The sequence below is a fragment of the Prauserella cavernicola genome (assembly GCF_016595675.1).
Classification (GTDB): domain Bacteria; phylum Actinomycetota; class Actinomycetes; order Mycobacteriales; family Pseudonocardiaceae; genus Prauserella_A; species Prauserella_A cavernicola.
Genome location: NZ_JAENJH010000004.1, coordinates 231,716 through 251,155, shown reverse-complemented (window position 1 = coordinate 251,155; position 19,440 = coordinate 231,716). Strand labels below are relative to the sequence as shown.

Below are 19,440 nucleotides of genomic sequence, written 5' to 3'. Positions count from 1 at the left end.
CCTAAGTGGCGGGGGGCCACCGCGCAGGGAAAAGCCTCAACCCGCCGCGGTCCAGTACAGCGCCTGTGCCACGTGGCCGTAGAGCCCCTTGGGGTGGCCTCGGAACAGCGGCTCGGTGCCGAAGAGCACGGTGCGCGCTCCGGCCACACCGGACACCACAGAGGCCTCTCCAGCCGCCTGCGCGGGGCCGTTGCCGTCGTCGCCCGGCAGCCAGTGCCCCGCGACGAGCGGGTTGCCCTCGCCGTAGCGCTGCTCGGCGACCACGCCTTCACCGAGTTCGGTGAACCACAGCGGGGAGTACACGAACGAGTGCTCCGGTGCGGCACCACCGAGCACGCCCTGGACTCCGCTGACCGCGACCACACCGTTCGCGTCGGAGCGCCCCGCGACCGTGGTGACCGGCAGTAGCCCGGCCTCCTCGTTGAACGTCGCGCCCGCCGCGCCCCTGGTGACCACCCCGCCGTCGGCGAGGAAGTCGTCGAGCCGCCCCCGCGCCGCATCGCTCAGTCCCGTGTACGACAGCCCCGCCGACACGAACAGCGTGCCGACCTCGGTGAGATCGAAGCCGTCCTCCAGCGCTTGTGTCGACACGGGACGGACGTCGAATCCCAGCTCCCGCAACACGAACAGCTCGTCCGCCGACGCCGACGCGGCCACGACGGGCGCGGGCAGCGGCGTGCCTCGCTCGCCGGGACCGGCCCGCGTGAACCGGACGCCGAAGCGCTCGGCCGCCGTCTCCACCTGCCGACGCGCCGACGCGGGCACCAGCACGGTGCCGTCGTCGCGGCGGTGCAGAGCGATGTCCTGCCCCGCCAGGAAGTTCACGGCCTGGACGTCCTTGCCGTCGACGACCCGCAGCGCGAGGTCCTTGCCGCGCGGCGCGTCCACCGAGCCCGTGGGCGAGGCTGCCGGCACCGGAGTGGTCCTGACCTTCGGCGCCTGGGAGCGCGAGGCGTCCACGGTCGCGCCCCAGAGCAGCCCGTGGCTCCAGCCGGAGATGTCGTACATCCGGGGCACGTCGGCGGAGATGTCCTTGCCGTCGGCGAGGATCACGTTGGCGAGCCCGCGCTTGGGCTGGCGCATGTCGACCACGTAGGAACCAGCGGCATGGTTCCGGCCCGAGAGCCGGAACGCGTGCTTCGCGCGCGTCACGCGGACGTCGTTGGCGACGAGGTGATCGACCAGCCGCGCCGCCGCGGGCGCCGAGCGCTGCGCCGTGCCAGCGGGAATGACGTAGGCGCGCGGGAACTCGGCGGAGTAGCGGTCCTCCTCGCCGAAGCCGGGCACGTAGCCGTCGGGGATCTCGCGTTGCGACTCCCCCTCCCAGCCGCGGCGGAACACCTCGATCTGGTCGGCGATCAGCTCGCGCCGGTTGTCCTCGGCGTAGGCGATGCCCGCGGAGATCGTGGCCGCGGCGACGTCGGTGTTGATCGCCGAGCGACGGCGCAGCTCCTCCACCGGCAGCGTGTCGTACTCGGTGCGGTTGACGCGCAGCGGCACCTCGACCGTGTGGCCCACCGCGCCGTGGTAGATCGCGTACATGGGCGTGAAGATCGGCGGCCAGTCGTCCCACTCGCCAGGAGGGAAGTCGCGGAACGGGATGTCGGCGCGCGCGGTCTCGGGGTGCCCGAGCTCCGCGATGGCCTTCTCCATGCCGAGCGCGTTCTCGTAGGCGTGCTTGAGGTAGAGGTCGTACTCGTAGTTCTGGCCGTGCGGCGGCGTTCCCGGCTCGATCAGCGTGGTGCCGGTGTAGCCGTGCTCGTCGAGCATCACCAGCGGCTGCGTGCCGATCACGACGTCGCGCACCGCCTTCGACTCCGGCTGGGTCGAGGTGATGTGGTCGCGGTTGACGTCGAAACCGGCCGCGTTGGCCCGCGTTCCCGCCACCCGCCCGTCCGGGTTGTTGGTGACGGTGAAGTAGACGCGCGTGCTGTCGAGCAGCCGGACCTCGGCGGGGTCGGTGGTGGTGGCGAGGTCCTCGATCACGCGCATGGCGCCGTCGGTGCCCTCCCACTCGTCGCCGTGGATGTTGGCGTTGATCCACACGGGCGCCTTGTAGTCGCGCGCGAGCCGGGAGTCCTTCGCCGCGGCGGCCGGGTCGTTCTCGATCCGCTCGCGCCAGCGGTCCTGTTGCCGCGCCTGCTCCGGCGTCTCCGGGGCCGTGACCGTCACGAGGTAGAGATCGCGGCCGAGCGTGCTCTGTCCGATGACCTCGGCCGACACCCGGTCGCTGCGGGCCTGCAGATCGTTCAGCGCGGGAGCGAGGTCGTGGTACGGAAGCAGGCCGAGCTTGACGGCCTTGTCGCCGGCGTCGGTGGGAAAGACCCGCAGCTCGGTCCGGCGTGGGTAGCCCTCCCGGTCGCCGCCCCGGTGGTTCACACCGTGGGCGGCGACCGGCGAGTGGGCGGTCCCGGCGGCGGCCGCGGTCGCGCCGTGTTCGACGTAGCCGGGATCGCGGTGGGCCGAGGGCGTGCCCGCCTGCGCGGGAACGGTGAGCGTGGGCAGCACCAGCGCCAGCATCAGCACCAGCAGGACCCGACGAGCAGAACGCCGCGCGACCACACGAACCTCCCCAGCGCCAGGCAACGTCCGCCAGTCTTTCGGTTCGCTAACGAATTGGCAAGACGCTGATCGTCGCGGGCAGCGTCAGCCGCCGAAGAGCTGCACGACCTTCTGGAACAGCTCGTAGAGCCCGTAGACGAAGGGCACGCCCACCCACAACCAGACGAGGACGAGCAACGGCGTCCTGCGCTGTGGCGCCTGCGGGGTCTGCGAGGTCTGTGACTCGGGTGTCTCGCTCACTTCGCCTCCTTGCCCACGGTGGCCGCCTGGTCGACGGAGGGCTCGTGGAACTTCGAGTTGACCGGGCGCACCAGTTCGTTGGCGACGAAGCCGACGATCAGCAGGCCCATCATGATGAACAGCGACGTCGAGTAGAGGGCCGGGCCCTCCTTGCCCGCCGCCTCCTGGCTGTCGGCGATCGCGTTGACGATCAGCGGGCCCAGCACACCGGCCGCCGACCACGCCGTGAGCAGCCTGCCGTGGATCGCGCCCACCTGGTAGGTGCCGAAGAGGTCCTTGAGGTAGGCCGGGATCGTGGCGAACCCGCCGCCGTAGAACGACAGGATCACCATGGCCGACAACACGAACACGAACGTCGAGCTGTTGGTGGTGAGCGCGATGACCAGGTACAGCAACGCGCCGACACCGAGGTAGAGCCGGTAGATGTTGCGCCGTCCGACGATGTCCGATGTGGACGACCACACGAAACGGCCGAGCATGTTGGTGAGCGAGAGCAGTGCGACGAAGCCCGCCGCGGCCGCCGCGCCGACCGGCGTCGAGGTCTCGCGGAAGAACTCCGTGATCATCGGCGAGGCCTTCTCGAGGATGCCGATGCCCGCGGTGACGTTGAAGCACAGGATCACCCAGAGCAGCCAGAACTGCGGCGTCTTGATGGCGTTGTTGGCCGAGACGTTCGCCGTGGTGATCATCTTGCCGGTGCCGCCATTGCCCGGCTTCCAGCCCGCGGGCTTCCAGCCGTCGGCGGGCACCCGCACCAGCAGCACACCCATCGACATGAAGACGAGGTACACCAGGCCGTGCACGAGGAACGCCGTGGCGATCCCGCTGGTGGTCGCACCAAAGGAGTCGAGCATCTGGCTCGACCACGGCGACGCGATGAGCGCGCCGCCGCCGAAGCCCATGATGGCGATGCCGGTGGCCATGCCGGGGCGGTCGGGGAACCACTTCATCAGCGTCGACACCGGTGAGATGTAACCGATCCCGAGCCCGATACCGCCGATGACGCCGTAGCCGAGCACCACCAGCCAGTACTGCGACGTGGCCACGCCGAGCGCCGAGACGAAGAAGCCGGTGCAGAAGCACGTCATCGAGACGAACATCGCCCAGCGGGGGCCGTTGCGCTCCACGAGCGTGCCGCCGAACGCCGCCGAGAGACCGAGCATCACGATGCCGAGCTGGAACGGCAGCGCGCTCTGCGTTCCGGAGAGGCCAAGGCTCTCCTCCAGCGGCGGCTTGAACACGCTCCAGGCGTAGACCTGTCCGATGGCCAGGTGTACCGACAGAGCGGCCGGGGGAACCAGCCATCGGCTCCAGGTGGGTGATGCGATGCTGTGAGAGCGGTCAAGGAAGCCGAGTGCCACTACGGCACCTCCGTACACTGAATACTGGCAAAAGGATGAAAAGCCTTCGCTTGGCGGAGAATGTATTACAGCAAGTACGCGCTCGCAGCAAAGGGCTGTCGAACGTCGATCGGGTGGGAGTGATCTCCGATGGGCAGGGTGACCGTACGCAGACCGGTTAGCAAACTCGGCCCTGACGGGCAACGTCGCAGGCCCGACGCGCTCGCCGCCGAGGAGCCGCTGGAACTGAGAGTTTCGGGCAAGGCGCTGGCGGTGACGATGCGCACACCCGGCCACGACGTCGAGCTGGCCCACGGGTTCCTGCTCTCCGAGGGCGTCATCGGCTCCCGGGAGGACATCCTCACGGCCCGCTACTGCGACAGCGTCGACGACACCGGCCGCAACACCTACAACGTGCTCGACCTCGCGCTCGCCGAGGGCGTGCCGCCGCCCGACACGGGTGTGGAGCGCAACTTCTACACCACGTCCTCCTGCGGGGTCTGCGGCAAGGCCGCGCTGGACGCGGTGAAACTGCGCACCCGGTTCGATCCCTCCGGCTCGCCGTTCAGCGTCACCACCAGCGTGCTCGCCGGACTGCCCGACGCGCTGCGCGAGAAGCAGCGCGTGTTCGCCGCGACCGGCGGTCTGCACGCGGCGGGTCTGTTCACTCCGGACGGCACGCTGCTGGTCGTGCGCGAGGACGTCGGCAGGCACAACGCCGTCGACAAGGTGCTCGGCTGGGCGCTGCTGGAGGGCCGGATCCCCCTGTCCGACTGCGGCCTGCTCGTGTCGGGCCGGGCGTCGTTCGAGCTGGTTCAGAAGGCCGCGATGGCGGGTATGCCGCTGCTGGCCGCGGTCTCCGCACCGTCGTCACTGGCGGTGGAACTCGCCGAGGAGAACGGGATGTCACTCGTCGGGTTCTTGCGCGGGGAGAGCATGAATCTCTACACCGGAGAGAAGAGGGTCGTCGAGAACTGAAGCCGGCCGGAGGGAGGAGCCGTGCCACCACCGGAGGACAGTCAGGGGCACCGGCCACCAGGTGGTCTGAGCAGGCGCAGCCTGTTGCTGGCCGCCGCGGGCACCGGCGTCGCGGGCGCGGTGACCGCGGGCCTGATCGACCGCTCCCCCGACCGCGTCCTCCACGCGCTGAGCCGCTCGGCCAGTTCCGCGTACCCCTCCGTGCTCACCGGCCCCGGCATCACCAGGGTCGAGCGGATCTACTCCCGGGCGAGGGGCCGGGAGGTCGACGTGGCGCTGGTCCTGCCGTCCAGAGAGCCGCCCGAGGGAATGCCGGTGTCGGTACTGCTGCACGGCCGCAGCGGCTCCGCTCGCAACGCGGCCGCTCCGGGGCTGGCCTACCGGCTGGGCAAGCAGGTCGAGCGCGGCGCCGTACCGTCCTACGGCTTCATCGCCGTCGACGGCGGCAACAGCTACTGGCACGAGCACGCCGAGGGCGACGACCCGCTGGGCATGCTGCTCGACGAGGTACCGAGGTGGCTGCGCGAACGTGGCCTCGGCGGCGCGAAGGGCCTGCCGTTCGCGGCCACGGGCACCTCCATGGGCGGGTTCGGCGCGTTCCTGTACGCGCGCAGGCGCGGCGAGCAGGGCGATCCCGTCGACGCGATCGCCGCGATCTCGCCGGCGTTGCTCACCTCGTGGAGCAAGATGCGCAAGCGCAAGGCCTTCGACGACAAGGCCGACTGGGCGTCGATGGACCCGCTGCTGCACCTCGACACCACGCGCCACGTGCCCACAGCGGTCTGGTGCGGGGAGCAGGACCCGTTCATCGAGGGCGTGCGGGAGTTCATCCGCAAGTCCCGGCCCGAGATCGGCTACACCGCGCGCGGCGGGCACAGCGGCCGGTTCTTCCGCACCGCCACACCCGGTCTGATCTCGTTCCTCGGCAAGCACACGCCCGAGCGGCGCACCGACTAGGAGTGCGCGGCCGCCTCCGGCAGACGCAGGTACACGCGGAAGACGTGACCGTCGGCGGTGCGGTGGGTGCGCACGAGGTCGACGACGTGGTTGACCAGGAGCAGGCCCCTGCCGCCCACCTGGTGCAGCGGCACGGGGCGCCGCCCGGCCAGCGGGTCGGTGAAGCAGCCGGCGTCCTCGACCTCGCAGACCACGTGGGTCCGGTCGGCCCACACCCGCAGCAGCCCGCCACCACCGCCGTGCTGCACGCTGTTGCCGGTCAGCTCGCCCACGGCGAGCGTGAGGTCCTGCACCCGATCCGTCGCCAGCCCGGCTTCCGCCGCGAAGTCGGCCGCGACCTGGCGGGCCTTGGCGAGGTCTCCGACCTCGAAGCCCATCGAGACCGCGTCTGGCGGAGCCTCCAGCGGTTCGTTGTGGCGCGACAACATCGCGTCCGGGTCGAAACGCTCGCTCGTCCTGGCGCCGTCCGAGCCGATCACGACCGGGTGCGTGGCCTCGGCGTCGGCGAGCGTCGTCGCCGCCAGCCGCGCCGCGTCGTACGGGCAGAGGATCGTCGTGGACGTTCCGGCGAAGGCCGCGTTGATCAGCGCCTCGTGCTGCACGCAGGCCGCGTACTCCTCGTCGGTGCGGCCGGGCCAGACGGGCTCACCGATGATGCGGACGGGTCCGTCGTGGCCATCGGCGAAGGCCCGCAGCACCCCGGGGATGATCCGCCCGGGATTGCGGCCCGCCTCGCTCATGTCGACCAGCAGCACCTGGCTCGCCGCACTGCCGAGCGCTCGCTCGATGACGCCCAGGTTGGCCTCGGGTACAGCCACGGCCACGGACTCACCGGCGGCGAGCCCGTCGCGCACGAACGGGACCGTGCCCGCCAGCAGGCTCGTCTCGTCGCGGTAGAACAACGCCGGGTGCGAAAAAGCGCCCGGGTCCGTCTCGCGAATCGTCGTCACAGCTTGCGTCCTCTTCGTTCGACGCATGTCGTCGAATCGAGAGTATCCACTGGCCGATCGAGTGAAACCCTCGTTCAGAGAATTCGGCCGACGAGGGACAGGACCCAGAAGCCGACGGCCGTCGCGAGTGCGGCCGACACCGACCAGCCGAGCAGCTGACGGTCAGTACCCGCGGAGCGTGCCCGCCACGCCGCGAGTGCCGCGACGGCGAACGGAGCCAGCGGCAGCAGCGGCAACGGCGAGAGCCGGGTCAGCGTCGCGGCCACGCACACGGCCACGAGCACGCCCAGCACGATGAGGGTCCCCAGATGCACCCGGGGATGACGCAGGCGCAGCAGCGCCACCAGACGTTCCGCCGCGTCACCGAGCGCCGGTGCGGCCGCCTGCTGCGGCCGGCCCGGCGCCGGCTGCGGAGAGGAGCTCATCGACGGATGTCAGCCCCGCTCAGGCGGACTTCTCGCCGCGCTCGCTGCGCTGCCTGCGCGACGGCTGACGCGAGACGATCGTGGGGTTCACGTTCTCGCGCACGGTCTGTTCGGTGATCACGACCTTGGCGACGTCGTCGCGGCTCGGGATGTCGTACATCACCGGCTGCAGGACCTCTTCCATGATCGCGCGCAGACCACGAGCGCCGGTGCCCCGCAGCAGGGCCTGGTCGGCGATCGCCTCGAGCGCGGTCTTGGTGAACTCCAGCTCGACGTTGTCCAGCTCGAACAGCTTCTTGTACTGCTTGATCAGCGCGTTGCGCGGCTCGGTGAGGATCTTCACCAGCGACGGCTTGTCGAGGCTGGTCACGTTCGCCACGACCGGGAGCCTGCCGATGAACTCCGGGATGAGCCCGAACTTGATCAGGTCCTCGGGCATGGTGTCGGCGAAGACGTCGCTCTCCTCGATCTCGCGCTTGGTGCGGATCTCCGCACCGAAGCCGAGGCCGCGCTTGCCGATGCGATCGTTGATGATCTTCTCGAGGCCCGCGAACGCACCGGCCACGATGAACAGCACGTTGGTGGTGTCGATCTGGATGAACTCCTGGTGCGGGTGCTTGCGCCCGCCCTGCGGCGGCACCGAGGCGGTGGTGCCCTCCAGGATCTTCAGCAGCGCCTGCTGCACACCCTCGCCCGACACGTCCCTCGTGATGGAGGGGTTCTCGGACTTGCGGGCGATCTTGTCGACCTCGTCGATGTAGATGATGCCGGTCTCGGCGCGCTTCACGTCGTAGTCGGCGGCCTGGATCAGCTTGAGGAGGATGTTCTCGACGTCCTCGCCGACATAGCCCGCCTCGGTGAGCGCGGTGGCGTCGGCGATCGCGAACGGAACGTTCAGCAGCTTCGCCAGCGTCTGCGCGAGGTAGGTCTTGCCGCACCCGGTGGGCCCGAGCATCAGGATGTTGGACTTGGCGAGCTCGACCGGCTCGTCCTTGGAGTCCTTGGGGCCGGCCGACTTGTTCTCGGACTGGATGCGCTTGTAGTGGTTGTACACCGCGACCGCGAGCGACTTCTTGGCGTCGTTCTGGCCGATGATGTACTGCTCGAGGAAATCGTGGATGTCAGCCGGCTTGGGCAGCTCGTCGAGCTTGACGTCGCCCGCCTCGGCCAGCTCTTCCTCGATGATCTCGTTGCAGAGGTCGATGCACTCATCGCAGATGTAAACGCCTGGTCCGGCGATGAGCTTCTTCACCTGTTTTTGGCTCTTCCCGCAGAAAGAACACTTCAGCAGGTCTCCGCCGTCGCCGATCCGTGCCATGACCGCTGACCTCGTCCCCTCCGGTGCCCCAGGTGCACCTGATTCGTGTCGCCGGCCCCTACGCGAAGGTGGGGCCGAAGCGCTGCCAATGACGGTACCCGCCCGAAGCGCCCGGCGGGAGGACCAACGGTAATTCCGGGCGTGCGGGTCACCATAGCCCGGCGGGTGGGTGCGTGTCGTCGCCCGACACGCACCCACCCGTTGGTCCGGTGCCGTGACCTCAGATCTGCGGGGAGGAGGCCTTGCGGTAGGGCAGCACCTCGTCGATGATGCCGTACTCCTTGGCCGCTTCCGGCGTGAGGATCTTGTCGCGCTCGATGTCGGCCTTGACCTCGTCGGGCGTCTTGTTGGTGTGCTTGGCCAGGGTGACCTCCATGAGGCGGCGCACCCGCTGGATCTCGTTGGCCTGGATCTCCAGGTCCGACACCTGGCCGTAGGTGCCCTCGGTGGCGGGCTGGTGGATCAGCACCCTGGCGTTGGGCAGCGCGAGGCGCTTGCCCTTGGTGCCCGCCGCCAGCAGCACCGCGGCGGCCGAGGCAGCCTGGCCCAGGCATGCGGTGGTGATGTCGGGGCGCACGTACTGCATGGTGTCGTAGATGGCCATCAGCGCGGTGAACGAGCCACCGGGCGAGTTGATGTACATCGTGATGTCGCGGTCCGGGTCCTCGTGCTCGAGGTGCAGCAGCTGGGCCATGACGTCGTTGGCCGACGCGTCGTCCACCTGCACACCGAGGAAGATGATGCGCTCCTCGTACAGCTTGTTGTACGGGTTGGACTCCTTGATCCCGTAGCTGGTGCGCTCCACATACGAGGGCAGCACGTACCGGGAATGCGGAAGGTACGAGTTGTTCATGATCTTGCTCCTCCTACTGCCCGGTCAGTTCGAGTTCGAGTTCGAGTTCGGGTGCGGGTTCTCGCGGGTCAGCACCTGGTCGACGAAGCCGTAGTCCTTGGCCTCGTCGGAGGTGAACCAGCGGTCGCGGTCACCGTCGGCGAGGATCTGCTCCACGCTCTGGCCCGTCTGGTCCGCCGTGATCCGCGCGAGCTCCTGCTTCCACTTCCCGAACACCTCGGCCTGGATGGCGATGTCGGAGGCGGTACCGCCGACACCCGCCGAAGGCTGGTGCATGAGGATCCGCGCGTGCTGCAGCGCGTAGCGCTTGCCCGGCGTGCCCGACGAGAGCAGGAACTGCCCCATCGAGGCCGCCATGCCCATCGCGTAGGTCGCCACGTCCGGCTCGATGAGCTGCATCGTGTCGTAGATCGCGAAACCGGCGGTCACCGAGCCGCCCGGCGAGTTGATGTAGAAGCGGATGTCCGACTGGGAGTCCTCCGCGGCGAGCAGCAGCAGCTGCGCAGTGATGCGGTTGGCGACCTCGTCATTGACCTCGGACCCCAGCACCACGATGCGCTCCTGCAGCAGCCGCTCGTACACCGAGTCGGTCAGGTTGAGCCCCGCGGTGCTGGTACGCCCCTCTGGCATGTGCTGCGTCACGTCTGCCTGCCTTTTCAGAAGTCTCAGATCTTGCAACCGACCCTAACGAACTCGGGCGGTGCAGAATGCCTGACACCGCCCGAGTTCGCTCAGAGCATGAGAATGGGTCACTTGTTCGGGGTCGCGGCCTCGTCCTCGGTGACCCCGGTCTCACCGGCCTGGGTGTCGTCGTCTGCCGACTGCTCGGTGGCCTCGACGGCCTCGGCAGCGTCATCGGCCTGCGCGTCCGCGTCCGCCTCCTCGGGGCCGAACAGCTCCTCGAGGTCGATGGCGTTGCCCGAGGAGTCGACGACCGTGGTGCCGCGCACCACCGACGCCAGCGCCTTGCCGCGGCGCACGTCCGCGAAGATGGCGCCGAGCTGGCCCGACTGCTGGGCCCGCTGCACGTACTCGTCGGGGCTGACGCCGAAGCGCTGCGCCTGGTAGATGATCCGCTCGGTCAGCTCCGCATCGTTCACCTGGACGTTCTTGTCGTCCGCGACGGTGTCGAGCAGCAGCTGGGTCCGGACCGACTTCTCGGCCTCGGTGCGGATCTCGTTCTCCCACTCCTCGGCGTTGCCGCCCTGGGCCTCCAGCGAGGCCTTGAAGGCGTCCTCGTCGTGGTCGAACGGGTGGATCGCGTCGTGCTTGCGGTTGGAGATCTCGGACTCGAGAACCTTCTCCGGCAGCGGCACGTCCACGCGCTCCAGCAGCGCGTCGAGGACCTTGTCCCTGGCCTCGACACCCTGCTGCATCTTCTTCATGCGGCCGAGCCGCTCGCGCAGGTCGTCCTTGAGCTCGTCGATGGTGTCGAACTCGCTGGCGAGCTGGGCGAACTCGTCGTCGGCCTCGGGCAGCTCGCGCTGCTTGATGCTGTTGACCGTGACGCTGACCTCGGCGTCCTTGCCGGTGTGCTCACCGGCCACCAGCTTGGTGGTGAACGTCTTGGTCTCGCCCTCGGTCGCGCCCACGATCGCCTCGTCGATGCCGTCGACGAGCTGGCCGGAGCCGATCTCGTAGGACAGGCCGGACGTCGAGGCGTCGGGCACCTCTTCGCCGTCGACGGTCGCCGCCAGGTCGAGCGACACGAAGTCGCCGGTCTCGGCGGGACGGTCGACGCCGGTGAGGGTGCCGAAGCGGGCGCGCAGCTCGTCGAGCTGCTCGGCGACCTCGTCCTCGGAGAGCTCGACGTCGTCGACGCTCACCTCGATGTCGGCGAGGTCGGGGAGGGTGATCTCCGGGCGCACGTCGACCTCGGCGCTGAACTCGAGCACCTCGCGGTCCTCGAGCTTGGTCACCTCGAAGTCGGGCTGGCCGAGCGTGCGGACGTCACCGGACCGCACGGCCTCCATGTACTTGGCCGGAATGACCTCGTTGACGACCTCGTCGAGCACCGGGGCACGGCCGATCCGGCTCTCGAGAACGCGGGCCGGGGCCTTGCCCGGACGGAAACCGGGAATCCTGACCTGCTGAGCGATCTTGCGGTAGGCGCGGTCGAAGTTCGGTTTGAGCTCGTCGAACGGCACCTCGACATTGATCTTCACGCGTGTCGGGCTCAGCTGCTCGACGGTGCTCTTCAACGTTTTCTCCTAGCCGGGACGGTATATCGGTATCTGGGGTCGGCCCACCGACCGCAGGTCAGGAGGGGACCGATGTCCGAGTCTAGGCCAGAGAGCCAGCTGCTCGAGCACGGGTCCGCGCTCACCCTTCTATTGGCGCGCTCTCGTCGTCGTCCCGGCGGGGCGGCGCACCGTCGGGACCCGCCGTGCCCTGGCCCGGAGTGGCCTGACGGCCGCCCTCCGTGACGGAATCGAGCACCGCGTCGCCACCCGCCTCGGCGGGTGCCGTGGCGGCGATCGTGACGGTGTCGCCGTCGGCGATGCCGTCGAGCGCCGTCGCGGCGTCGACCGTGTACGTCCTCGTGTAGCCGTCCTCGCTCTCAGCGGTCAACTCGGTGCCGGAGAGCGCGGTGACGGTGCCCGTCTGGGTCAGCTCGGTTCGGTAGCCGCCGTCGCCATCGGACACGACGTACTCACCGTGCAGCGCGGAGCCGACCATACCGCCGGGAGGCGCCTGCGCGCTCGCGCCCGAGGTGTCGGCGCTCGCCGCGTGCACTGCCACGCCGCCCGCCGCCGCGAGTCCCGCGGCGATGGCCACGGCCGCCACCGTTCTGCCAGCCCGTCCGCCACGCCTGCGCTCGGTCGTCGCGGTTCGCTCGTTCTCGCCGGGGTGCGCGTCGCCCCAGCCCTGCTGTCGCTGCTCGTCGGTCATGACCACCACGCTCGACGCGGTCGCTGTGCGTTCCCTGTGCACGCGCGGTGTCGTCGCTGTGACGGCGGGTCCACAGCGGGCGCACAGGTGAGACACATGGTCGACATAGGACCACGCCCGACCGTGAGTTCATGACCGTCACGACGCGCGGCTCCCGGGAGCCCTTCCCGATCCCCTCCGCAGGCACCGACGACACGGCGACCGTGCTCGATGTCGTGGTCCCCGTCCACAACGAGGAGGCCGACCTCGAGCCCTGCATCCGACGGCTGCACACGCACCTGAGCACCACGTTCCCCTACGGCTTCCGCATCACGATCGCCGACAACGCGAGCACCGACTCCACCCTCGACGTCGCGCGGCGGCTCGAGCACGAGTTCGAGCCGGTCACCGTGGTGCACCTGGCCGAGAAGGGCCGCGGCCGGGCGCTGCGCACGGTGTGGTCCACATCGGACGCCGGCGTGCTCGCCTACATGGACGTGGACCTCTCCACCGACCTCGCCGCGCTCTCGCCGCTCGTCGCGCCACTGCTCTCCGGCCACTCCGACGTCGCGATCGGCAGCAGGCTCGCCCGGGGCGCACGGGTGGTGCGCGGGCCCAAGCGCGAGCTGATCTCCCGCGGCTACAACCTGCTGCTGCGGGGCACTCTGGCCGCGCGGTTCTCCGACGCGCAGTGCGGCTTCAAGGCGATCCGCGCCGACGTGGCCCGCGGACTGCTCCCCCACGTCCAGGACACCGCGTGGTTCTTCGACACCGAGCTACTCGTGCTCGCCCAGCGCTCCGGCCTGCGCATCCACGAGGTGCCGGTGGACTGGGTCGACGATCTCGACTCACGCGTCGACATCGTGTCGACGGCGCTGGCCGACCTGCGCGGCATCGTGCGGCTCACCCGCGCCACGGCGACGGGAGCCGTGCCGGTGAGCAGGCTGCGCGACCAGCTGGGCCGAGGGCCCATCGGTGTCCAGACCCCGGGAGTGCCCGTGAGCCTGCCGACCCAGCTCGTCCGCTTCGCCGCCGTCGGAGTCGCGAGCACGCTCGCCTATCTGTTGCTGTTCCTGGCGCTGCGGCTCGGCATGGGCGCGCAGCCGGCGAACCTGCTCGCGTTGCTGGTGACCGCCATCGGCAACACCGCGGCCAACCGGCGGCTGACGTTCGGCATCCGGGGCACGGGCGGTGTGGCGAGACACCAGTTCGAGGGCCTCGTCGTCTTCGGACTCGGGCTCGCGCTCACCAGCGGCTCGCTCGCGGTGCTGCACGCGCTGACCGCGCCGGGCGTCGCACCGGAGCTGACCGTGCTCGTCGCCGCCAACCTCGCGGCCACCGTGCTGCGCTTCCTCCTCTTCCGCGGCTGGGTGTTCCACCCGCGGCGCCAGACCGACCGTGACCGACAGGGAGAACCCACCCCATGACCGCCCTTCTCGCCGCTCCGGCGCCTCGCACGACCGTCGCGCAGAGTCCGCCGCGCTGGGTGCGTCCCGGCGTGGCGGTGCTGCTCGCCGCCACCGCCGTGCTCTACCTGTGGAACCTGTCGGCGTCCGGGTTCGGCAACGGCTACTACGCGGCCGCCGTGCAGGCGGGCACACAGGACTGGAAGGCGTGGCTGTTCGGCTCGCTCGATTCCGGCAACGTCCTCACCGTCGACAAGCCGCCCGCCTCGCTGTGGGTCACCACGGCCGTCGCGCGGGTCTTCGGGTTCTCCAGCTGGACCGTGCTCGCGCCGCAGGCGCTCATGGGCGTCGCCGCGGTGGGGCTGCTCTACCTGACGGTGCGCCGTGTGTCCGGCCCCGCCGCCGGGCTGCTCGCGGGCGCGGCGTTCGCGCTCACCCCGGTGTCGGCGCTGATGTTCCGGTTCAACAACCCCGACGCGCTGCTGACCCTGTTGCTCGTCGCCGGCGCGTACTGCGTCGTGCGGGCCGGCGAGAAGGCGAGTCCGCGCTGGCTCGCGCTGGCAGGGGTGGCGATCGGGTTCGGCTTCCTCACCAAGATGCTGCAGGCGTTTCTGGTGCTGCCCGCGTTCGCGCTGGCCTACCTGCTCGCGGCGCCGACGACGCTGGGCAGGCGAGTGCTGCACCTGTTCGGTGCGGCCGCGGCCGTGGTGGTGTCGGCGGGCTGGTTCGTCGCGCTGGTGGAGCTGTGGCCCTCGGGCTCGCGGCCCTACATCGGCGGCTCGGAGGGCGACAGCCTGCTGGAACTGGCACTGGGTTACAACGGCCTCGGCCGGATCGTCGGCGGCGAGGGCAACATGGGCGGCGGTGGTGGCGGTGACGGCGGCGCCAACACCGGCTTCGGCGGCGCGACCGGGCTGACGCGCCTGTTCGGCGACAGCTTCGGCACCGAGATCTCGTGGCTGCTGCCCGCGGCACTGCTCGGACTCGTGGCGGGACTGTGGTTCACGCGGCGCGCTCCGGGCACCGACCGCGTCCGCGCCTCGCTCGTGCTGTGGGGTGGCTGGCTGCTGGTGACCGGCGTGGTGCTCAGCTACATGAGCGGGACGGTGCACCCGTATTACGCCGTGGCGCTGGCGCCCGCGATCGCCGCGCTGGTCGCGATCTCGGGCCATGCACTGTGGCTGGGCAGGCACAACGTCGCGGCGAGGGCGGTGCTGGCCGGGATGGTGGCGGGCACCGGTATCTGGACCTGCATCCTGCTCGGCCGCACACCCGACTTCGTGCCCGTCCTGCGCTGGGTCGTGCTCGGGCTGGGCGTGGTCGCGGCGACGGCGCTGCTGACGGGCGCGCACGAGTTCCGCAGGCTGGTTCCCGCGCTGGCGACCGTCCTGGTGCTGACACTCGGTCTCGGCACCCTCGCCTACACCGGAGCCACGGCCGCGCAGGCGCACAGCGGCTCGATTCCCATGTCCGGGCCCGTGAGCAGCGGTATGGGCATGGGTGGTCCCGGTGAACAGAGCACCGACGGCGAACTGGCCGAGCTGCTGGCAGGCACCACCACGCGCTGGGCCGCCGCGACCACGGGCGCGCAGGCGGCGGCGAGCCTGGAGCTGGCCAGCGGCAGGGCCGTGATCGGCATCGGCGGCTGGAGCGGCGGCGACCCGGCACCCACGCTCGAGCAGTTCCAGAGCGACGTCGCGAACGGCGAGATCGGCTACTACGTCGAGGGCGGCGGCATGATGGGCGGCCCCGGCGGCGGCTCCAGCGAGATCGGCGACTGGGTCGCGGCCCACTTCGACGCCACCACCGTCGGTGGCCGAACGGTCTACGACCTCACCACGGGCACGACGCGCTGACCGCGGTGAAGGGCACCTTTACTGCACTCAACGCAGTAAAGGTGCCCTTCACTGCGCGCGGCCGGGCTGCTCGTCGTGTTCGAAGACGTCGGGGATGCCGTCGGCGTCGTCGTCGCGGGTCTCGATCTCGTGGATGCGGCGGTACACGCGGTTGCGCAGCCGCAGGATCACCGTGGCGAGCAGCGCGGCGACCAGCGAGCCGGTGAGGATCGCGAGCTTCACGTGCTCCTCGCGCTCGGCGCCGGGCCCGAATGCGAGGTCGCCGACGAGCAGCGCCACGGTGAACCCGATACCGCCGAGCACCGCCATGCCGAAGACGTCGACCCACGCGAGTTCGCCGTCGAGCTCGGCCCTGGTGAACCGCGCCATCACATATGTCGCACCGAAGATGCCGATGGCCTTGCCGAGCACCAGTCCCGCCACGATGCCGATCGCCACCGGGTCGCCGAGCGCGGTGCCGAACCCGGCGAGCCCGCCGACGGTCACGCCCGCGGCCATGAAAGCGAAGACGGGCACGACGATCCCGGCCGAGATCGGTCGCAGGCGGTGTTCGAACCGCTCGGCGAGCGAGGTCCGCTCGCCCGTGCGGGTCAGCGCCGGAACGGTGAAGCCCAGCACCACGCCCGCGACGGTCGCGTGCACCCCGGAAGCGTGCAGCAGCGCCCACGCCGTGACCCCGAGCGGCACCAGCAGCCACCACGAGCGGATCCGGCGCTGCACGAGCAGCGCGAACACCGCCACCGGCACCAGGAACAGCAGCAGCGGCAGGAGCGAGAGCTCGTCGGTGTAGAAGATCGCGATGATCGTGATCGCGACGAGGTCGTCGACCACGGCGAGGGTGAGCAGGAACGTGCGCAACGCCGAGGGCAGGTGCTTGCCGATCACGGCGAGCACCGCGACGGCGAAGGCGATGTCGGTGGCGGTGGGGATCGCCCAGCCACGCAGGGCCTCGCCGTCTCCCCAGTTGACGGCCACGTAGATGAGCGCGGGCAGCACGACGCCGCCGAGCGCGGCGATCACGGGCACGGCCGCCCGGCGCGGGTCCCGCAGATCTCCCGCCACGAACTCGCGCTTGAGCTCGAGGCCGACCACGAAGAAGAAGATGGCGAGCAGGCCGTCCGAGGCCCATTCGGCGAGCGTGAGGTCGAGGTGCAGCGCGGCGGGACCGACCGTGACCTCGCGCAGCGACGCGTAGGAGTCCGAGATCGGGGTGTTGGCCCAGACGAGCGCCACCACGGCGCCCACGAGCAGCAGCATCCCGCCGACGGTCTCCTGCCGCAGGATGTCGGTGACCTGTTTCCACTCCGTCCACGAGGAACGTCGGAACAGCCGGGGCCGGGACGGGGTCGACGAGTTCACGCGGTGCAGTTTAGGAAACGCGGCCTATCGCAGCTTGCGCAGCCACAGCCGCCAGATGATGCCCGTGGGGATGCCGACGGCGAGCACGACGCCGACCACGGCGAGCACGGGCGACGACATCTCCGCGGCGGTCGCGATGGTGGTCAGACCGCCGACGAACAGGGCGAGCATCGCCAGCAGCGCGAGCCCGATCCGGGCCGCGCCCCGAGGGCGCAGTTTCTCCAGCCGCTGAGCGAGCCGCGGATCGTCCTCCGCGAGACGGCGCTCGATCTCAGCGAGCTCCTTCTTCTCCTTGTCGTGCAGTGCCATAACGGCATCACCGAGACCAGTATGTGCTTCTCCCGGCCCTCACGACAGACCCTCATGTGGAGCCGTCGTTCACCCGATTTGTCAGGCTCCTGCCTCCCTGCCCTTCCGGTCACGACCGGCGTGCCGTTAGATTCGCCCCACTCGTCGACGAGGCTGGGAGCGTGTATGTCGGTGCCTGCGGAGGAGGGGCCGGTCCGTGGCCCTTTCTGGTCGCGGCGCGTGCGTGACCCCGCCTCGATCCTCGAGATCGCGCGGCACATCACCGACGACCTCGCCGACGGGCTCTCCGGCCCGAGGGTGCGCTCGGCCGCCAAGGCCATCCGCAGGCTGCTGGCCGCCGACGGCGTCGGCCTCGCCGATCTCTCCGCCAACGTCGTGACCTCCGGTGTGCTGCCGCGCGACGTCGACACCGCCGCGATGGTCGACGAGGTGCTGCACACCGAGAACCGCTGCCGCCGTGCCGAGGTGGTCGCCGAGCCGCTCGTGGTGCACGACGAGCTCGCCGGCGTGCTCGTGGTGGCGGGCACCGCGCGGATGACGGCGCTGCGCGAGGTCGCGAGCCTGCTGGTGGCCGCACTGGAGCGGAGCCTGCTCGAGGAGTCGGCCGAACAGGCGGCCGAGGCCGAACTGCGCGCGCTGCGGGCGGAGATCTCGCCGCACTTCGTCTACAACGCACTGACGGTGATCGCGAGCCTGGTACGCCCCGACCCCGCACGGTCGCGCGAGCTGATGCTCGACTTCGCCGACTACATCCGGTACAGCCTCGCCAGCCACGGCGAGTACACGACGGTGGCCGACGAGTTCCACGCCATCGAGACCTACCTGGCGCTGCAGCGGGCGGTGCTCGGGGAACGGCTGCGCGTGCAGATCCGCGTGGCGCCGGAGGTACTGGCGGTCTCCATTCCCTACCTCGTGCTGCAGCCCATCGTGGAGAACGCCGTGCGGCACGGCATCGAGCGCGAGTCCGACGGCGGCACGGTGACCGTGCTCGGTGAGGCCGAGGGATCGGACTGCGTCATCAGCGTCGAGGACGACGGCGCGGGCATGGACCCCGAGCGAGCACGCGTGCTGCTCGCCGGGGAGGCGGCGGTGAACACGCGGAGCATGGGCCTGGCGAACGTCGACAGACGGCTGCGTAACGTGTACGGGCCGTGGTTCGGTTTGGTGATGGAGACAGCACAGGGCGAGGGCACCAGGGTGATCGTGCGAGTGCCGAGATTCCAGCCGGGAGTCATGCCGTGACGGGCGCGGGGCTGCGCGTGCTCGCCGTCGACGACGTGCCCGCCGCGCTCGACGACCTGTGCAGCCTGCTGCGCGAGGCGCCCGAGGTCGCGGAGGTCACCGCGGCCGCCTCGCCGCTCACCGCGCTGAAGCTGATCCAGAACGGCCAGTTCGACGCCGTGTTCCTCGACATCTCCATGCCCGGTCTCGACGGTCTGGAGCTCGGTTCGCTGCTGCGCAAGCTCGCCGAGCCGCCCGTGATCGTCTACGTCACCGCGTTCGACGAGCACGCCGTCGCCGCGTTCGGCATCGGCGCCGTGGACTACCTGCTCAAGCCGGTGCGCTCCGAGCGCCTCGCCGAGGCGCTGGCCAGGGTCACGCGCATGGCGATGCCGCCTGCCGAGGAGCCGCCGCGCGCCCACTCCACCCCCGACGCGATGGCCGCGCTGCCCGTCGAGTCGGGGGGCCGCACGCGCTACATCCGGCGCAGCGACGTGCAGTTCGTCGAGGCGCACGGCGACTACGTGCGCCTGCACTCCCCCTCCGGTGTGCACCTGGTGCGGATGCCCATCTCGCGGCTCGAGGAGTACTGGGAGAGCGCGGGGTTCGTGCGCACACACCGCGGTTTCCTCGTGGCGCTGGCCGCGGTGCGGGAACTGCGCAGCGACTCCGTCGGCGGGCTGCTCGCCCACACCGACCTCGGCGACGTCCCGGTGAGCAGGCGCCACGCGCGCGAGCTGCGCGAGCGGCTGCTGCACGCGGCGCAGCGCGGCGAGCTCGAACAACCGTCGTGAG

18 protein-coding genes are annotated in these 19,440 nt (G+C 70.3%); 6 read left to right on the top strand and 12 right to left on the bottom strand.

The features are described from left to right. Positions 1-36: 36 nt before the first annotated feature. The 3 genes from JHE00_RS18945 to JHE00_RS18935 all read right to left on the bottom strand — a co-directional run bounded on the left by JHE00_RS18945 (position 37) and on the right by JHE00_RS18935 (position 4,163). On the bottom strand, positions 37-2,562 hold the full coding sequence (locus tag JHE00_RS18945; RefSeq protein ID WP_307832010.1) for a M14 family zinc carboxypeptidase: 2,526 nt from the start codon (positions 2,560-2,562) through the stop codon (positions 37-39). 84 nt (positions 2,563-2,646) lie between these two features. Further along, positions 2,647-2,802 carry an MFS transporter small subunit gene (locus JHE00_RS18940; RefSeq protein ID WP_200320489.1) on the bottom strand — a complete coding sequence of 52 codons (156 nt, stop codon included), beginning with the start codon at positions 2,800-2,802 and terminating at the stop codon, positions 2,647-2,649. Next, positions 2,799-4,163, bottom strand: a complete 1,365-nt coding sequence (locus tag JHE00_RS18935) for an L-lactate MFS transporter (protein WP_200319823.1) — start codon at positions 4,161-4,163, stop codon at positions 2,799-2,801. Before JHE00_RS18935 ends, JHE00_RS18940 begins: the two co-directional genes overlap by 4 nt. Before the next feature lie 129 nt (positions 4,164-4,292). Here JHE00_RS18935 and fdhD point away from each other — a divergent pair, with 129 nt between their 5' ends. Beyond that, a complete protein-coding gene (fdhD, locus tag JHE00_RS18930; RefSeq protein WP_200319821.1) occupies positions 4,293-5,120 on the top strand; it encodes a formate dehydrogenase accessory sulfurtransferase FdhD in 828 nt (275 codons plus the stop codon). Positions 5,121-5,141: 21 nt separating this feature from the next. Next, positions 5,142-6,077 carry an alpha/beta hydrolase gene (locus JHE00_RS18925; RefSeq protein WP_307832009.1) on the top strand — a complete coding sequence of 312 codons (936 nt, stop codon included), beginning with the start codon at positions 5,142-5,144 and terminating at the stop codon, positions 6,075-6,077. Here JHE00_RS18925 and JHE00_RS18920 read toward each other — a convergent pair. From JHE00_RS18920 to JHE00_RS18890, 7 genes are all read right to left on the bottom strand, one after another. Then, positions 6,074-7,027 (bottom strand): anti-sigma factor RsbA family regulatory protein, encoded by a 954-nt coding sequence (locus JHE00_RS18920; RefSeq protein ID WP_307832008.1) that lies wholly within the window; start codon positions 7,025-7,027, stop codon positions 6,074-6,076. The two genes, JHE00_RS18925 and JHE00_RS18920, sit on opposite strands and share 4 nt — an antisense overlap. Before the next feature lie 74 nt (positions 7,028-7,101). After that, entirely contained in the window at positions 7,102-7,452 is a 351-nt protein-coding gene (locus tag JHE00_RS18915) for a hypothetical protein (protein WP_200319816.1), read from the bottom strand. 19 nt (positions 7,453-7,471) lie between these two features. Further along, the gene (clpX, locus tag JHE00_RS18910; RefSeq protein WP_200319814.1) at positions 7,472-8,770 is read right to left on the bottom strand and encodes an ATP-dependent Clp protease ATP-binding subunit ClpX; all 1,299 of its coding nucleotides are present in this window, start codon (positions 8,768-8,770) and stop codon (positions 7,472-7,474) included. Between the two features lie 220 nt (positions 8,771-8,990). Then, positions 8,991-9,623 (bottom strand): ATP-dependent Clp protease proteolytic subunit, encoded by a 633-nt coding sequence (locus tag JHE00_RS18905; protein ID WP_200319812.1) that lies wholly within the window; start codon positions 9,621-9,623, stop codon positions 8,991-8,993. A 24-nt stretch (positions 9,624-9,647) separates the two neighbouring features. Continuing rightward, positions 9,648-10,265 (bottom strand): ClpP family protease, encoded by a 618-nt coding sequence (locus JHE00_RS18900; RefSeq protein WP_307832007.1) that lies wholly within the window; start codon positions 10,263-10,265, stop codon positions 9,648-9,650. A gap of 107 nt (positions 10,266-10,372) precedes the next feature. Beyond that, positions 10,373-11,824: a trigger factor gene (tig, locus tag JHE00_RS18895; RefSeq protein ID WP_200319810.1), complete on the bottom strand. Its 1,452-nt coding sequence runs from the start codon at positions 11,822-11,824 to the stop codon at positions 10,373-10,375. A gap of 121 nt (positions 11,825-11,945) precedes the next feature. After that, positions 11,946-12,515: a hypothetical protein gene (locus JHE00_RS18890; RefSeq protein WP_200319808.1), complete on the bottom strand. Its 570-nt coding sequence runs from the start codon at positions 12,513-12,515 to the stop codon at positions 11,946-11,948. Positions 12,516-12,646: 131 nt separating this feature from the next. On the opposite strand from JHE00_RS18890, the gene JHE00_RS18885 reads away from it, so the two are divergent. Further along, positions 12,647-13,921: a bifunctional glycosyltransferase family 2/GtrA family protein gene (locus JHE00_RS18885; RefSeq protein WP_200319806.1), complete on the top strand. Its 1,275-nt coding sequence runs from the start codon at positions 12,647-12,649 to the stop codon at positions 13,919-13,921. Further along, on the top strand, positions 13,918-15,756 hold the full coding sequence (locus tag JHE00_RS18880; protein WP_200319804.1) for an ArnT family glycosyltransferase: 1,839 nt from the start codon (positions 13,918-13,920) through the stop codon (positions 15,754-15,756). The genes JHE00_RS18885 and JHE00_RS18880 overlap by 4 nt, the downstream gene beginning before the upstream one ends. 48 nt (positions 15,757-15,804) lie before the next feature. On the opposite strand, the gene nhaA is transcribed toward JHE00_RS18880, so the two are convergent. Beyond that, entirely contained in the window at positions 15,805-17,115 is a 1,311-nt protein-coding gene (gene nhaA / locus JHE00_RS18875; RefSeq protein WP_200319801.1) for a Na+/H+ antiporter NhaA, read from the bottom strand. Between the two features lie 24 nt (positions 17,116-17,139). Then, positions 17,140-17,424, bottom strand: a complete 285-nt coding sequence (locus tag JHE00_RS18870; RefSeq protein WP_200319799.1) for a DUF3040 domain-containing protein — start codon at positions 17,422-17,424, stop codon at positions 17,140-17,142. Between the two features lie 165 nt (positions 17,425-17,589). On the opposite strand from JHE00_RS18870, the gene JHE00_RS18865 reads away from it, so the two are divergent. Beyond that, a complete protein-coding gene (locus tag JHE00_RS18865) occupies positions 17,590-18,666 on the top strand; it encodes a sensor histidine kinase (protein ID WP_200319796.1) in 1,077 nt (358 codons plus the stop codon). Then, complete coding sequence (locus JHE00_RS18860) at positions 18,663-19,439, top strand: LytR/AlgR family response regulator transcription factor (RefSeq protein ID WP_200319794.1); 777 nt, start codon at positions 18,663-18,665, stop codon at positions 19,437-19,439. The genes JHE00_RS18865 and JHE00_RS18860 overlap by 4 nt, the downstream gene beginning before the upstream one ends. Position 19,440 lies beyond the last annotated feature (1 nt).